Source organism: Mycobacterium sp. URHB0021, from assembly GCF_054057895.1.
In genome coordinates, this window is the sequence record NZ_JBSRZT010000002.1 from 378,929 (window position 1) to 393,666 (window position 14,738).

Consider the following 14,738-nt stretch of genomic DNA (forward strand, 5'->3'; position numbering starts at 1 on the left):
AATTGCTGATCAGTTGTGCTCTAGAAGGGCGGTTCGTCGTCGCCGCCGGAGAACGAGCCCGACGCGGGCGCACTGCCCCACGGATCGTCCTGCTGCTTGGGCTCCGACGAGCCACCACCGCGGGGACCTCCGCCACCGCCGCCGCCGAAGCCGCCGCCTCCGCCACTGCGGCTGGCCTTGTTCACCTTGGCGGTTGCGTAGCGCAACGACGGGCCGATCTCATCGACCTCGAGTTCGACGACCGTGCGCTTCTCGCCCTCACGGGTCTCGAACGAACGCTGCTTGAGCCGCCCGCTGACGATCACCCGCGAACCACGGGTGAGGCTTTCCGCGACGTTCTCGGCCGCCTCGCGCCAGATGTTGCAGCGGAGGAACAGCGCTTCGCCGTCCTTCCACTCATTGGTCTGGCGGTCGAACATGCGGGGGGTCGACGCGACCGTGAAGTTCGCGACGGCCGCGCCCGACGGGGTGAACCGGAGTTCGGGGTCGGCAGTCAGGTTTCCGATGACCGTGATGATGGTGTCACCAGCCACGAGGTCCTCCTGGATGTGTTATCGGCTCGTCGCGCAAGCGCGCTCATCGCCGGCGGTGTACGCGTTGGACAGCAGTCGCAGGCGAGCCTACGGAATGCTGCCGACGCGCACGGGCCGTTGGCGACTAGTGCTTGTCGGTCCGCAGCACCTTGGTCCGCAACACGGACTCGTTCAGGTTGAGCTGACGGTCGAGTTCCGACACGGTCGCAGGCTCGGCCTTCACATCGACGACGGCGTAGATGCCCTCGGCATGCTTGGCGATCTCGTACGCCAGCCGGCGCCGGCCCCAGATGTCGACCTTGTCGACGGATCCACCATCCTTGCGGATGACGTTCAGGAACGTCTCCAGCGACGGGGACACCGTGCGCTCGTCGAGAGTGGGGTCGAGGATGACCATGATTTCGTATGGACGCATGAGAACCACACCACCTCCTTTGGTCTTGTACGGCCACGGTCGTTCCGTGGCAGGAGGGTTACCTGCGTCGGCAACCGGCCCAGGCTACAGCAACGGCTCCTGATCTGGGAAATCGCGCGATGCACCCAGCCGGTCATAGGCCGCGAGGACCTCGGTGAGCGGCAGCACCGGTCCACTCGGATCCTTCGCGTCGTCGTCCCACCGCCGCACCATCACCGCCTCCTCGGCGTTGGGGTGCGCGCCGAAGGCGGCGACCTCCGCCTCGCTCATCGGTCCGCCCTGGTGCATCAGCGACGCGACCGAGGCCGGGCTCAGGTGTGCGTGGTACTCGGCGTCCGTGGCGACCAGGTACCGCTTCGCGGGGACGTGCTGGGCGATGATCCAGGCGGTCCGTTCCCCGACGTGGCGGTGGGCGAACTCGGCGCCGGAGCGTTCATGCGGCAGCCCCGGCCACTGCGCGGCGATCGGCTTGGCCCGCCCGATGTCGTGCAGCACGGCGGCCAGCAGCAGTTCGTCGTCGGCGTCGGCCTGTTTGGCGTGCCACCCTGTCTGCAGCGCATGCGTGCGCTGGTCCACGACCTCTTTGCCGTACGGCAGGCCGGCGAGACCGTTGATGAGGTCGGCGATCACTTCACGCGGGAGTCTCATGGCTTCTCCGTCTGATCCCTGAGGGTGTCCACGAGTTCTTCGGCGAGTTCGCGGGTCGCCGCGACCACCCCCGACCATCGCCGCGTCAGGTCTGGGTCGATCTCCAGCGGTCTACCCTGCACGTCGAGCACCGCGCCGCCGGACGCCGGCAGCATCACCATCGCGGCCGCGAGATCCATGATCCGGTGAGTGTCGGACCCGGCGTCGGCGAACGCGTCGGTGGATCCCTCCGCGACGAGTGCCGCCTCCAGGCAGCTGGTGGACAGGATCCGCACCCGCGCAGCCTTTTTCGCGACCCGCCACCATGCGTCGTCGTCCGGGCCGTGCGGACGCAGCAGGCTGACGGCGGCGCCGTCGAGGGTCGTGCGGCCCGTGGTGCGGTAGGGCGTCGGCCGGCCGGTCACCGCGTGCCAGCACCGGCCGGTGTCGAACCAGCAGGTGAGCGCTTCGGTCGCGATCCCGTCGACGGCGACCACGCCGGCAAAGGCCGAAAGGGGCACGCCCGCAGCAGCATTCGCTGTGCCGTCCACCGGATCGACGACCAGCGTGACCGCCGAACCGTTGTCGATGACGCCGATCTCCTCGCTGAGCAGGTTGACCTTGTGTTTGTCGACGACCTCGGCGACCGCGGTATCGACGAGGATGTCGAGCCGCATCGTCGGGGTACCGTCGGCGCCCATCTCGACCTTTTCGGCCAACGCTGCGCGGTCGTAACGGGTCCTGGCGGAACCGAATGCGGCTGCGGCGGCACGCACCGCGTCGGCGAGCGCCGGATGGGTTTCCGTGGGCACCTCGGGTTCGGGTACCGGCCAGCCGATGAGGCTCATCGGGCACTCACCAGAACCGAACGCACCACCGGCCACAGCGGCCCGGTCGCGATCAGCGCCATGTCTGCCCGCAGTCCCGGCTGTAGGCGGCCACGGTCGGGCAGGCCCGCCACATCGGCCGGGCCCGCGGTCACCAGGCCGATGGCCTCGGGCAGCGAGAGCAGCCCCTCGCCTTCCAGCGCGAACACGGCGGCCAGCAGTCCCGACGGCAGATAGTCCGACGCGATCGCCGTCACCAACCCGCGGCCGACCAATTCGCGTCCGGACGCGTTGCCGTTGTGTGAGCTGCCGCGCAACACGTTCGGCGCGCCCATCACCACCGGCAGGCCCCGCTCCCTGGCGGCCTCGGCCGCGTCCAATGTGGTCGGGAACTCCGCGACCGCGCCGCCGCGCCGTACCAGGTCGTCGACCTCGGCGGCCGAGCTGAGATCGTGACCGAGCAACCGGATCCGGCCGGCGTGCGCCTGCGCACCGAGCCAGGCCATTGTCGCCTCCCGCGCGCCCAGCCGGCGATCGCGCTCCGCGATCAGGTCGTCGACGTGCTCGACCGCCTCCTGCTCAGACAGCCCGCGGGTGCCGGCGATGTAACGCTCGTAGTACCGGCGGTCAGCGTACTGGCCCTGCCCCGGCGTATGGTCCTCATGCGAAACCAGCACCCGCTCTTCGAGTTCGGCCAGCCGCTCCTGCAACGCCGCCAGCCCGTCTGCGGAGCGGACGTCAAGCCGGTAGAGCAGCCGGTGGTCGATCAGCCCCTCGGCCCGTGCGTCGATCGCCGCGCAGACCTGCTGGGCGCCTTCGACGGTGCGCGGCACGCCCCGGCCGTAGCTGTTCTCGAAACCGGTGCCGTGGAACACCGTCGTCACCGCCGCCGCGCGCAGCTTGCCCTCGAACGACAGCAGCGCGAAGTCGATCGGCAGTTCGGCGCCCGGCCGCGGCAGCCGTTCCTTCTCGAGTCCGTCGCTGTGCGTGTCCACCAGGCCCGGCACGCACAGCAGTCCGTCTCCGTCGACATCGGCCCGCACACCCGGTGGATGCGGTTCGACGGCGGCCAGCATTCCTTCACGCACCACGACCAGCGCGTCGTCGATCACCCGATCCGGCAACACCGCCCGAACGTGGCCCAGCGCATAGTCGTCCGGCGGCGCGGCCAAAGGCCAATGCTGCAGACGTCTTTCGGACAGTTCGGTGCCAGTCATGCCACTCCCTCGAATATCTCGTCCGGTGCGCCGTCGCTGACGATGCGACCGTCGCGCATGAGCACCACCCGCGACGCCAGCCTGCGCATGGCGTCGATGTCGTGAAACACCGCAAGCACCGCGACCCCCTGCTCGGCCAGTGTGGCGATCAGCCCCAGTGCCGCCTCACGGTTGGCCGGGTCCAGTGCGGAAACCGGTTCGTCGAGCAGCAGCAGTCGCGGCGGCGACACCGTGCCCGCCGCGAGGTTCACCCGCTGGCGCTCTCCACCGGAAAGCACCGAGCAGTCGACGTCCCACAACGTCTCGTCGAGGTTGAGTCGCCGCAGCGCCTCCACCGCGGCGTCGCGGGCCTGCGGTCGGTCCAGCCCGCGGCGGCGGGCGGTCGCCGCCACCACCTCCAGCGGCCCGGTACGCGGTGGCGCGTTGAGAAACTGTGACACATAACCGAATTCACGGCCACGCACGTCAGCCATCGCACGGTCGTTCAGCTCGGTCAGTTCGATCTGCGCACCGTCGCCGGTGTGCAGCATCACCGATCCCGAGTCCGGCAGATACGTCCGGTTCACACACCGCAGGAGTGAGGACTTGCCCGCCCCGCTCGGACCGGCCAGCGCCACATGTTCGCCGGCCCGGACCTCGAGGTCGACACCATGAAGTGAACGCACGATGCGCCCGTCGATGGTGTGCAGTGTGAATGACTTGCGCAGCGCCCGAATGGATAACACAAGGGACACGACGCTCACCTCCTCGCCGCGGCGACCAGCCGCTGGGTGTAGGGCTGATGCGGGTCGTGGAACAGCTGGTCGGTCAGTCCCGCCTCGATGACCCGGCCGAGGTGCATGACGATGCTGCGGTCGGTGAGCGCCTCGATCACCGAGAAGTCGTGGCTCACCACGACGGCCGCGATGTTGCGTTCGGCCAGCAGGCTGCGCAGCAGGTCGAGCACCCCGGCGGCGACCGACGCGTCCAGCCCCGTCGTCGGCTCGTCCAGCAGCACCACCGGCGGTTCGGTGGCCAGCGCCTTGGCGATCTGCACCCGCTGCCGCATGCCGCCGGAGAACGTTCCGACGGGATCATCCATCCGCGACAGCGGAACCTCCACCCGCTCAAGCAGTTCGGCCGCCCGGTTGCGGATGTCGTGGTAGTTGCGCCAACCCGCCGCGGTCAACCGTTCGGCGATGTTGCCACCGGCGCTGATCCGCAGGTCCAGCCCGTCGGCCGGGTTCTGATGCACGACCGCCATCCCGTCGATGCGCAGGCCACGCCGCTGCGCGTCGGGCAGTCCCAGCAGATCCGTCCGTCCACCGTCCACGGTGGCCAGATGCACCGACCCCGCGGTGGCACGTTCGTCACCGATCACGCAGGACAGCACGGTCGACTTACCCGAACCGGATTCGCCGATCACCCCGAGCGCCTCGCCGGGGGCGACGTCGAACGACACGCCCCAGGCCGCGACGATGGCGCCGGTGGCCGGGCTGACGGCGGTGCCGTGCTCCGGTCCGGTGCCCTGGACCGCGTGCACACCACCCGGCCCGTGCACCTTGCCGATCGAGTCGACCCGCAGCATCCAGTCGGGGCCGACAGCGGTGGCCTCCCGGCGCGGGATCGGACGGTGCCGGGCCGCCGCGGCGGTGGCCGCGGCACGACGGCCCGGGTCGGGCAGCAACTGCAGTGGCGCCCGCTCGCGGTGAGCCTCGCGGTCGGCGTCACCGTCGCGCACCCGGGCACACCATTCGGTGTCGCTGCAGGCGAATCCGCCGCTGGTGCCCGCCGGCACCAGGTACACGTCGTCGCTGCCGCACAGCTTGCACACCGCGCCTGCGGCGTGCTCCACCTCGAACGGCACGTCGTCGAACGTCAGCGGCGCCACCTCGGTGTGCGGCGGGATCGCCATGATCCGTTTCTCCCGGCCGGCGCCGTAGAGGTTGATGTGTTCGCTCTGGTGCAGGCGCGGTACATCCCACCGCGGGACCGGCGACGTCGTCATCACATAGCGGCCGGCGACGAGCACCGGGTATCCGGTTGTCTTGGTGACCATCCCGTTGCGCACGATGTCCTCGTAGAGGCTGACCCACATCAGCGCGTAGTCGTTCTCGGCGTGCATCCGCTCGCACTCGGCGACCGACTTCTGTACCTTGCGCAGCATCTCGGCGACCGGGACCTGGAACACCAGCACCTTGCCCGGCCCCATCGCCTCCTCCGGGACCCGGTGGCGGGTCTGCACCACGGTGGCTTCGCGGGTGTCCACGGTTTCGGTGCATCCGGTGGTGGCGGCGATCATCCGGCGCAGGTTGGTGGCGTTGACGCCGGCGTCGTCGCCCTGGTCGATGACCTTGACGGTGTCCTGCGCGCCGATCACCGCCAGCGTGATCTGCAGGCCCCCGGACCCCCAGCCGCGGGCGACGGGCATTTCCCGCGAGCCGAACGGCACCTGATATCCCGGCACGCAGACGGCGGTGAGCACGGCGCGGCGGATCTCACGTTTGGCGCCCTCGTCGAGGATCCCGGCGGGCGCGGTGTCCGCGGCCACTTCGGTGAGCAGTTCTGCGGTGGTGGTCATGCGCGGTCTCCTCCGACGGGTTGTGGAATACCCACGGAGACAGCATCTTCGGTGTCATCGTCGGTGCCGGGCTCCGCGTCCTGCAGCGCCCTCTTCCGGTCCACCATCGAGCGGAAGGTGACGTAGTGCGGCAATTTGAGGTGCTCCAGAAAGCCGCCGGAGTCAAGGCCGTCGGTGGTCAGGAGGAGCAGTTGCTCCAGCGGACCCGACCGGCCGAACCGCCGGTTGGCGATGTCCATCGCCGCCATCGCGATCGCCTTGCGTTCGTTGTGCCCGAAGCAGATTCCGTAGCCGACGTCGAAGCGGCTGCGGTCCTCGTCGGCGCCGTCGAGGTCCTCGATGGCTTCGGCCTCGGTGACCCGGAACCAGCCGACCGTCACCGGATCGCCGGTATGGGGGTGCCGCACCCGCAGCGGCACCCGGCCGTGGCGGACTTCGCCCAGCGTCACCTCGCGGACGTCGCCGTCCGGCCCGAGGATTGAGCGGTACCACAGGGCGACCAGCGCCCCGGTCTCCGCGCGGGCCATCGAGGCCAGCACGGCGGAGCGCGGCGCGGGCGGACGGGCCGGCACCCGTGCGATGTCGACCGGGTCGGCGTCCTCGCCGCCGCGGTGGTCGACGGCCAGATCCATCTCGCGCAGAAGGTCGAGGAACCGCCGCGGGGTGCGCTGTTCCGGGGTCCGGGGCGGTGCCGCCGGCGCCTCGTCGGTCGACGGCGCGCGCGGCGGCTCTTTCGTCTTGTCCAGCAGGCGTCGCGTGTAATCGGTCGTGCGGCCGAGCAATTGGGGGCCGTCGGGCTCTCGGTACGCCGACACGATGCGGCGCATGATCACCATCTCGTTCGGATCCACCGGCTCGCTGACGGCCAGCCTCGGCAGCGTCGACCGATGCGCCCGGACCAGGTGCGCGGACTCCTGCGGGTCGCCTTCGGCCTGCCGCAGCGCGGCGGCGGCGGTGCCTTCGTCGTACAGCGCGCCTTCGCCCATCACCCGATCGACCGCGAGCCGGAACCGGGCGGTGATCTGCTCGGTCGACGCCCACGGCACCGGCGCGTCGTCCCGGGACCGGCGGACCAGCTCCTCTGCGGCGAGGATGGCCTGCATCCCGCCTCGTGCTCCTGCGTAGCCCATCAGCTCTCCTCGGTGATCGTGGTGGTGCGGGGCAGACCGACGACGTGGCCGTCGCGGGTCACCAGCAGGACATCGATGCCGGCCGGGTAGCCGGCCACCGCCTCGGCACGGGCGGCGACGAATCCTGGCGGCAGTCCCAACGGCGACAGTGTCGTCTCGCCGGGAATTCCGGGGCCCGTCATCCGCCAGCGGCGTGCGCCGCCGTGGACGTCGGGCACCGCCAGCGACACCAGCGCGGCCGTCCCGGGTGCCAGGGCGGTGCCCCGGGCGAAGTCGCGGACCTCGGCCTCGGTCACGGGGCGCACCGCGGCGACCAGCCGGGCCAGTTCCGCGGGCCACAGCGGCGCGTTGGTCGCCGTCGTGACGATGTCACCCCAGCGGTCGTCCGCATTTTCCAGCACGCACACCCCGGTGCCGAGGTCGGCGAGAGCGAACACCGGAACCACCGCAGGCGCCAGCGTCCGCAGCGGCCCTTCCGGCAAGGACCTCGCCGTTCCCGGTCGGGCCAGCGCGTCGAGCACCGCCCGGAACACCTGCTGCGAATCGGCCGGGTGCAGGGCCGCAGCGAACACTGCTGTCATGTCAGCTCCTCGAATTCGACGATGGTGGGCGCCAATTCGGCCCATTCGTGGTCCTGGCGGTCGGTCAGCCGGCGTGCCACCGCGCGACACAGCTCGTCCACAGCCGCCGCATGGGGCCGGCCCCCCACGGCCTCGGCGTCCAACACCGCGGCGGCGAGCACGGCGGCCCGGTCGTCGCCGAGCCGCATGGCCCAGCCGCGGTGTCCGGCCAGTTCGACCTCGGCGCGGCAGGCGAGCACGTCGCCGATCAGGAACCGTTCGTCGGCAACCGGCTCGCGGATCTGTGTCGACACGCAGCCGACCTCCGGCGCGAGCAGCACCCGCACGTCGGCGCCGTCGGCCAGGCAGGCGTCGGCGAGGTCCCGGAGTTCGTCCACGTCGGCCTCGGCCAACAATCCGCACCGCTGCGAGCGGTCCAATGGGGCGGTCATGCTGTTTCCTTCTCGTCGTCGTGCGGCTGCTCATTGGTCTCATGGACTGCCGTGGGGTTGTCCTCGAGTTCGACCACGACCCGCACGGCGTCGGCGCGGGTCCAGGCGCTGCTGGTCAGCAGCACCTCACCCGAGGAGTCATCTCGGTTCAGGCTGTCGATCCGCCAGACCGGCACGCTGGCTTCGATCCCCAACTCCCGCAGCACTTCCAGCGGCGGGATGTCGAGACTGGCCCGGCACCAGGCCCGCACCGGGCGGACACCGCCCAGCTGACGCAGCACGGTGTCCACCGATTCGACGCTGTGCAGGGCGATGTCGAGATCGGGGACGGCGGCCACCGGGATGAGTTCCTGGGTGATCGAGGCGAGCAGGTCGTCGATGAAGAAGTGGCGGGTGATCCGATAGATGGGCGTGCCCGGTGGCCGCCCGAGTCGCTCGGCGTCACCGACCGGCAGGCCGATCCGCTCCACGTTCTTGGTCTGCGACCGCGGCACTGCGCCCGCGGCGATGACAGTGGCGTGCCAGGACGGTGGCCTGTTGCGCGAGATCAGGTAGTCGATGCGCCGGTTGACGAAGGTACCTGCGCCCTGGACCCGTCGCACCAGCAGGCGGCGCTCGAGCTCTTGCAGCGCCGAGCGGGCCGCCGCCCGTCCGACACCGAATCGGTTGGCCAACTCCGGCTCGCTGGACACCCGGGTGCCGGGCGCGCACGCCGCCAGTTCGCCGGCCAACTGGTCGGCGATCTCCAGGTATCTGGTCGATGTCATGGTCTCCACCGTGCCGCCGCCGCTTGTCCGAACAACTTCACGGTGGCCAACGCTCGTGCGTCCCGAGGTGAACATCCGGAACACTTGTTTCGAACGTCTCACCGCAACTCGTGGCGCAGCCACACCGCCAACGCCTCGACGGCCAGCACCGTAGCGAACACCAGCAGCAGAATCGTTGTCACCAAACCGAACTCGAGGATCTGCGCCGCGCTGAGCAGATCGAACCCGATGCCGCCCGCGCCCACGATGCCCAGCAACGTCGCCGACCGGATGTTGACGTCGAGCTGATAGAGGACATGCCCGACGAATGCCGGTGCGGCCTGCGGCAGCGTTCCGGCGCAGAACACCTGCCAACGGCCGGCCCCGGTGGCGCGGACAGCCTGCTCCGGGCCCGGATCGACCTCCTCGAGCGAGTCGGCGATCAGCTTGCCCAGCAGCCCGACGGCACCCACCGCCAACGCCAGGGTGCCCGCCACCGCTCCGAGCCCGGTGATCACCACGAACACCACTGCCAGCACGAGTTCGGGTATCCCCCGGATCACCACCACCAGGAGGCGGAACGCATGAGCCACCCGCGGCGGTGGGGGCACATTGCGCGCCGCGAGCGCTCCGATCGGCAGGGCCAGCACGGCGCCGATCACGGTGGCGCCCAACACGATCTGCACCGTCAACCACAGATCCGCCAGCAGGCTGGTGAAGATCCCGCCCGTCTCCGGCGGCCAGAACAAGCCTGCGGTCTCGCCGACACCGCCCAGCGACCTGACGAACTGAACCGGGTTCAGATCGGCGCCCCAGGCCGAGGCGACGATCACCAACGCCGTCACCGCCGCGTAACCCAGTCGCCGCATCCGCAACGGCGTCCACGGCGGACTGACCTGCTCGCCGCGGTGCATGGATGCGGTGTGGCTTTTGTGGTCACCGGTGTTGCGCAGCAGTGTCCGGCGGATCGCGCCGGAGAGTAGCTCGACGACGACGCACAGCACCAGCACCACGAAGGCCAGCGCCATGCCCCGCCGGTAATCGAGTTGCTTGAAGGACAAGGCGATCTGGTAACCGAGGCCGTTGACGCCGACGAAACCGAGTAGCACCGAGATGCGCAGGTTGATGTCGAGGCGGTGCAGCGCCGTCGCGACGAATGCCGGCAACACCTGCGGAAGCACACCGGCGATGAGTTCCTGTGAGGGGGAGGCGCCGTTGGCCCGCACCGCGGCGCGCGGTCCCTCGTCGATCTGTTCGATGGCGTCGGCGTAGAGCTTGCCGACCATGCCCACCGAGTGCACGCCCATCGCCAGCACGCCGGTCATCGAGCCGAGTCCGAAGATCCGGAAGAAGATGATGGCCAGCACCACGTCCGGCACCGCCCGCACGATCACGATCAGGGTGCGCGCGCCGTACCGCGAGGCATGCCCGGGCGTGGTGTTCGAGGCGGCCAATATCGCCAGCGGGCCACTGATGATCACCGACAACAGCGTCGCCGACACCACGATCGCCATGGTCTGGCCGGTCAAGGCCAGCAACTCGTCCGGCGCGGGGAAATCGAGCGGGAACATCCGCCCCGCGAAATCCGCTGCGTTATGGGCGCTGTCGACGAAGGTCGCGACGTTGATGCGCAGGTCTACCACGGCCCAGCAACCCGCGGCGGCGACCACCGCGAGGGTCAGCCAGGCCGCGGTCCGGCCGGGACGCGGCCCGGCCAGCGTCCGCTGTTGCGCCGGCACCGGCGGCGCGATCGTCACGCGACGGCGGCCCTCGCCGACATCTGCGCGGCGCCCACCTTGGCGTACAACGCCATGGTGTCGTCGCGGTCCAGTGCGGCAACCGGGGTGTCCAGGACCGCCCTGCCCGCGCGCAGTCCGATCACCCGGTCACCCCAGCTCAGCGCGAGGCTGACCTGGTGCAGGCTGCACAGCACGGTCAGCCGCTGCTCGGCGCTGATCTCCCTGATCAGCTGCATCACCTGCGCCGACGACTCCGGATCCAGCGATGCCACCGGTTCGTCGGCGAGCAGGATCTCCGGACGCTGCATCAGCGCCCGCGCCACCGCCACCCGTTGTTGCTGGCCGCCAGACAGCGTGTCGGCGCGCTGAAACGCCCTGTCCTGCAACCCGACCCGGTCCAGGTGTGCCAGCGCCTCGTGACGCAGGGCCTTGGGGTAGCTGAACAATCCCAGCCGGGGGCCGCGCAACCGGCCCAGTGCACCGGAGCAGACGTTCTCCAGCACGCTCAGGCTGCCGACCAGATGGAACTGCTGGAAGACGAAGCCGACGCGTCTGCGCAACCGCCGGAGTTCGCCACCCGTCGCTCGACCGACATCGGTGCCCAGCACGGTGACACTGCCCGACGTCGGGCGCTGCAGGCCGTCGACGTGACGCAGCAGCGTGGACTTGCCCGAACCCGACAGGCCGAGCAGCACCACGATCTCACCCTTGCTCACCGTCAGCGAAACATCGTGCAGCGCATGTATTTCTGCGCCGAACTGCTTGCAGACGGAGTCGAACCGCACCGCGGTGTCGGTTACGTCCCCGGTCATGACGATTTCCCGGTGCACTGCGGGGCCTGGGTGGTTTCGCACACCTTGCGCACGGGGTCGTAGAACGCGTTGTCCACCTTGGCCCACCCCCAGTCGCCGGAGTCGTCGGCGGACTTGCACGCCGGGGTGCAGAACCCGTTGGCGTTCAAGTAGTCGACGTTCGCCTTGGTGTCGAAGACCTCGGCGATCTTCGTCTTGAGATCCGGTGCGAGGTCGTCGCTGAGGCCGATCGGTGAACCGGAGATCGTGTCGGACTTCCAGAGCACGTTCAGCTCGCCCGGTTTCAGTTGTCCCTTCGTCGGCAGTGTGTAGTCGATCATGCTGTCCTCGGCGAATCCGGCGTCGCACTGTCCGTGCAGGACAGCGAGGGCCGATGCGTCGTGCCCGCCGGCCATCACGGGAGTGACATCCTTCTTCGGGTCGATTCCCGCCTGGATCAACGCCGCCGACGGGTACAGGTAGCCCGACGTAGAGGCGGGATCGACAAAGCAGATCTTCTTGCCCTTGAAGTCGGCCAGCGTCTTGATCCCGGTCTCCGGACGGGTGATGGCGTAGGACTGATACCCAGGCGTGGCGCCCTTCTTCACCGTCTGCGCCGCGATCGGGGTGACCTTCACACCGCTGTTCTGTGCGGTGATCAGGGAGAGCGCACCGTACTGGGCGATGTCGACCTTGCCCGTCCGTTGCGCTTCGATGACAGAGGAATAGCTTGTGGCGCTCTGGAACCGGATTTTCTTGCCGGTCTCCTTCTCGAGCAGGCCGATCAACGGCTGGTAGTCCTGCTGCAGACTCTGGGCGTTCTCGGCGGGCACGGCGGCCAGGACCAGTTCGTCGGGGTTGCGACCACCCGACGAATCGCCGCCCGCACCGCCGGAGCTGCTGCTGGCGCTCTGGCCGCAGGCTGCCAACGTCAGCGTGGCCAGCACGGCGACACCGGCGACCCGGCACAAGCCGACGACGCCGACCGAACGTCGGGAAGCAGAGGACATCGGATTCTCCTTTCCGCCCTGAGGCGGGTCGATCAGACGTCCAGATCGTTGTCGCGCCCGGTGCAGCCGAGGGGACTCTTTGGTTACCGGCGAACCAACTTCGGACGTGCAATGAGAACGCCCCTACGCATGAATCAACCTTTTCAGCAACAGATTTACGCTTTGCGTGTGAGACCGCTCTCAATCGCGCGGCGGCGACCTCAGCAGGTGTCGGCCCGGCGTTTACAGGAGTTCGGGCACGATGCCGGTAGAACTGGTGCGCCAGTGCCTTGGTCTCGGCGGTCGCGGCCGGACAAGAGCTCTGCCAGCCGCAGGCCCATGTCGCTGTCGCTGGACACCCCGGCCGCGGCGGTGAGCCGCTCGAACAGGGGAATTGCCACCAGCACGGGCCGCCGCCTCAGGTACTCGGCTGACCCGCGAGGTCCGGTTCCGATTCGCGATCGGCCGCGTCGTCAGGCGGAGCCGCCGTCACCCGGGTACGGTCGGCCTGGGGCCGCAGCCAGTCCGGCAGCCGGCGTGGCGGTTCATCCGGCGCGCCGTCGAACACGCCGCCGGACGGGTCGTCCACCTGACCGCGGTTGCGTACCAGGTCCAATTCCGGGTGGTAGATCTGGCGAATCACCAAGGCGCACAACACGACAATCGCGATGTCACGGATCAACACGGTGGCCGTGAACCACTGCTCGGGCAGGCCGCGGTTCTGTTCGCCGTACAGGTACATCATTCTCGGCACCCAGACGAGTGCGTCGATGGTCATCCACGCCAGCAGTATTCGGCGGTGCGGCAGCGCCAACACGGCCAGCGGCACCAGCCAGAGCGAGAACTGCGGACTCCACACCTTGTTGGTCAGTAAAAACGCCGCGACGACGAGGAACGCCACCTGCATGAGGCGGGGACGCTTGTCGGCCGTGAGCGCGATGTAGGTGATGGCGATGCAACACGATATGAACAGAACTGCGGTCACCGCATTGAGCACGGTGGGCGGCTGCCAGAACCCGAGGTCGGGGTCGAATCCGCGCCACCCGGTGAAGGACTTCACGATGTTGTAGACCGAATCCATGTCATCGCCGCGCCGGGTGTTGAGCCGGAAGAACTCCGACCATCCGCGCGGGAACAGGACCATGATCGGCAGGTTCACCACGAACCACGTCAGCACGGTGCTGACCGCGGCCTTTCCGACCTCACGCAGCCGTCCAGTCCGCAGGCCGAGAATCATCAGCGGGATGAACAGCAGCAGTGGATACAGCTTGGCAGCTACGCCCAATCCGATCAGGGCGCCGGCCAGCACCGGTCTTCTCCTGGCCCATGCCAGCAGCGCGCCGGTCGCGAAAGCCGTTGCGAGCGCGTCGAAGTTGGTGAACACCTGGAAGATCAGGATCGGTGAACCGGCGACCAGCGCCGCGTCCCAGACCCGACGCGGGCCCGCCAGTCGCGACGCCGCCCACACGGTGACCAGCCACGCCAGCGCGAGACCGAATGCGGCGATGTTGAAGAACATCACCACCTCGGCGATGATCGGCACCGCCACCAGTTTGGTGAGGGCCGTGTAAGTCTTGGCCAGCGACATGGACACGTACTGGTAGATGCCGGTCAGCACCGGATACTCCATGTAGCGGACCGCGGGCTTTCCGTCGTACTGAAGCCTCGGTTTACCGTTGCTCTCGGTCTCGAGCCAGCTCGACTTGTACGGGAACTTGCCCAGATTCAACAGTTCCGCGGTGTACAGGGGAACGGTGTCGGAGTAGCAGAGCTCGTAGTAGGCGCGCTGATTCTGCCAGTTGCCGACTCGCTGATCGGCGGTGCCGGTGCCGGTGGTCTGTAGGCACGCCGCCTTCGTGGTGTAGCCCAGTGCCAGGAACACCACCGCGATGATCAGCATCACCCGCAGTGGGGTCATGAACCGGTTCCGGCCGATCAGTGCGTGTCGACCGACTGGCCCGCCGACCACCCCGGAGAGTGCAGCGCCCAGGGTGTCTGTACGGCTGGGCAGATCGCGTTCGTCGAAGCTCCGCCGGTCTTCTGCCGGCGGAGCCGGCGATACTGCCGAAGCCGGCGGAGCCGGCGATACTGCCGAAGCCGGCGGAGCCGGCGATACTGCCGAAGCCGGGTCCGGTTCGTCGGGGGCGCCGCC

The 14,738-nt window shown here is 69.0% G+C and carries 15 protein-coding genes; all 15 read right to left on the reverse strand.

Going from position 1 to position 14,738, the window contains the following annotated elements; all coding sequences use genetic code 11:
- Nucleotides 1-20: 20 nt before the first annotated feature.
- Entirely contained in the window at nt 21-533 is a 513-nt protein-coding gene (locus ACVWWN_RS03940) for a single-stranded DNA-binding protein (protein WP_457142720.1), read from the reverse strand.
- A 124-nt stretch (nt 534-657) separates the two neighbouring features.
- Nucleotides 658-948 (reverse strand): 30S ribosomal protein S6, encoded by a 291-nt coding sequence (gene rpsF, locus ACVWWN_RS03945; protein ID WP_457142721.1) that lies wholly within the window; start codon nt 946-948, stop codon nt 658-660.
- Between the two features lie 84 nt (nt 949-1,032).
- Nucleotides 1,033-1,596, reverse strand: a complete 564-nt coding sequence (locus ACVWWN_RS03950; protein ID WP_457142722.1) for an HD domain-containing protein — start codon at nt 1,594-1,596, stop codon at nt 1,033-1,035.
- Nucleotides 1,593-2,423, reverse strand: coding sequence for an inositol monophosphatase family protein (locus ACVWWN_RS03955; RefSeq protein ID WP_457142723.1), 831 nt, complete (start codon nt 2,421-2,423; stop codon nt 1,593-1,595). Before ACVWWN_RS03955 ends, ACVWWN_RS03950 begins: the two co-directional genes overlap by 4 nt.
- Entirely contained in the window at nt 2,420-3,619 is a 1,200-nt protein-coding gene (locus tag ACVWWN_RS03960; protein WP_457142724.1) for an alpha-D-ribose 1-methylphosphonate 5-triphosphate diphosphatase, read from the reverse strand. The genes ACVWWN_RS03955 and ACVWWN_RS03960 overlap by 4 nt, the downstream gene beginning before the upstream one ends.
- The gene (locus ACVWWN_RS03965) at nt 3,616-4,353 is read right to left on the reverse strand and encodes a phosphonate C-P lyase system protein PhnL (RefSeq protein ID WP_457142725.1); all 738 of its coding nucleotides are present in this window, start codon (nt 4,351-4,353) and stop codon (nt 3,616-3,618) included. Before ACVWWN_RS03965 ends, ACVWWN_RS03960 begins: the two co-directional genes overlap by 4 nt.
- 5 nt (nt 4,354-4,358) lie before the next feature.
- Complete coding sequence (locus ACVWWN_RS03970) at nt 4,359-6,179, reverse strand: alpha-D-ribose 1-methylphosphonate 5-phosphate C-P-lyase PhnJ (RefSeq protein ID WP_457142726.1); 1,821 nt, start codon at nt 6,177-6,179, stop codon at nt 4,359-4,361.
- The gene (locus tag ACVWWN_RS03975; RefSeq protein WP_457142727.1) at nt 6,176-7,309 is read right to left on the reverse strand and encodes a carbon-phosphorus lyase complex subunit PhnI; all 1,134 of its coding nucleotides are present in this window, start codon (nt 7,307-7,309) and stop codon (nt 6,176-6,178) included. Before ACVWWN_RS03975 ends, ACVWWN_RS03970 begins: the two co-directional genes overlap by 4 nt.
- Nucleotides 7,309-7,890, reverse strand: a complete 582-nt coding sequence (gene phnH / locus ACVWWN_RS03980) for a phosphonate C-P lyase system protein PhnH (RefSeq protein ID WP_457142728.1) — start codon at nt 7,888-7,890, stop codon at nt 7,309-7,311. The genes ACVWWN_RS03975 and phnH overlap by 1 nt, the downstream gene beginning before the upstream one ends.
- Complete coding sequence (locus ACVWWN_RS03985) at nt 7,887-8,321, reverse strand: phosphonate C-P lyase system protein PhnG (protein ID WP_457142729.1); 435 nt, start codon at nt 8,319-8,321, stop codon at nt 7,887-7,889. The genes phnH and ACVWWN_RS03985 overlap by 4 nt, the downstream gene beginning before the upstream one ends.
- On the reverse strand, nt 8,318-9,088 hold the full coding sequence (locus tag ACVWWN_RS03990) for a GntR family transcriptional regulator (RefSeq protein WP_457142730.1): 771 nt from the start codon (nt 9,086-9,088) through the stop codon (nt 8,318-8,320). The genes ACVWWN_RS03985 and ACVWWN_RS03990 overlap by 4 nt, the downstream gene beginning before the upstream one ends.
- 98 nt (nt 9,089-9,186) lie before the next feature.
- Entirely contained in the window at nt 9,187-10,824 is a 1,638-nt protein-coding gene (gene phnE, locus ACVWWN_RS03995; protein WP_457142731.1) for a phosphonate ABC transporter, permease protein PhnE, read from the reverse strand.
- On the reverse strand, nt 10,821-11,618 hold the full coding sequence (phnC, locus tag ACVWWN_RS04000) for a phosphonate ABC transporter ATP-binding protein (RefSeq protein WP_457142732.1): 798 nt from the start codon (nt 11,616-11,618) through the stop codon (nt 10,821-10,823). Before phnC ends, phnE begins: the two co-directional genes overlap by 4 nt.
- On the reverse strand, nt 11,615-12,607 hold the full coding sequence (locus tag ACVWWN_RS04005) for a phosphate/phosphite/phosphonate ABC transporter substrate-binding protein (RefSeq protein ID WP_457142733.1): 993 nt from the start codon (nt 12,605-12,607) through the stop codon (nt 11,615-11,617). Before ACVWWN_RS04005 ends, phnC begins: the two co-directional genes overlap by 4 nt.
- A gap of 397 nt (nt 12,608-13,004) precedes the next feature.
- Nucleotides 13,005-14,597, reverse strand: coding sequence for a glycosyltransferase family 87 protein (locus tag ACVWWN_RS04010; RefSeq protein WP_457148989.1), 1,593 nt, complete (start codon nt 14,595-14,597; stop codon nt 13,005-13,007).
- Nucleotides 14,598-14,738 lie beyond the last annotated feature (141 nt).

What these genes read in the sequence shown, in the direction of transcription:
- rpsF (WP_457142721.1), bottom strand. Translation starts at nt 948, where the DNA reads ATGCGTCCATACGAAATCATGGTCATCCTCGACCCCACTCTCGACGAG.
- ACVWWN_RS03950 (WP_457142722.1), bottom strand. Translation starts at nt 1,596, where the DNA reads ATGAGACTCCCGCGTGAAGTGATCGCCGACCTCATCAACGGTCTCGCC.
- ACVWWN_RS03955 (WP_457142723.1), bottom strand. Translation starts at nt 2,423, where the DNA reads ATGAGCCTCATCGGCTGGCCGGTACCCGAACCCGAGGTGCCCACGGAA.
- ACVWWN_RS03960 (WP_457142724.1), bottom strand. Translation starts at nt 3,619, where the DNA reads ATGACTGGCACCGAACTGTCCGAAAGACGTCTGCAGCATTGGCCTTTG.
- ACVWWN_RS03970 (WP_457142726.1), bottom strand. Translation starts at nt 6,179, where the DNA reads ATGACCACCACCGCAGAACTGCTCACCGAAGTGGCCGCGGACACCGCG.
- ACVWWN_RS03975 (WP_457142727.1), bottom strand. Translation starts at nt 7,309, where the DNA reads ATGGGCTACGCAGGAGCACGAGGCGGGATGCAGGCCATCCTCGCCGCA.
- phnH (WP_457142728.1), bottom strand. Translation starts at nt 7,890, where the DNA reads ATGACAGCAGTGTTCGCTGCGGCCCTGCACCCGGCCGATTCGCAGCAG.
- ACVWWN_RS03985 (WP_457142729.1), bottom strand. Translation starts at nt 8,321, where the DNA reads ATGACCGCCCCATTGGACCGCTCGCAGCGGTGCGGATTGTTGGCCGAG.
- ACVWWN_RS03990 (WP_457142730.1), bottom strand. Translation starts at nt 9,088, where the DNA reads ATGACATCGACCAGATACCTGGAGATCGCCGACCAGTTGGCCGGCGAA.
- phnC (WP_457142732.1), bottom strand. Translation starts at nt 11,618, where the DNA reads ATGACCGGGGACGTAACCGACACCGCGGTGCGGTTCGACTCCGTCTGC.
- ACVWWN_RS04005 (WP_457142733.1), bottom strand. Translation starts at nt 12,607, where the DNA reads ATGTCCTCTGCTTCCCGACGTTCGGTCGGCGTCGTCGGCTTGTGCCGG.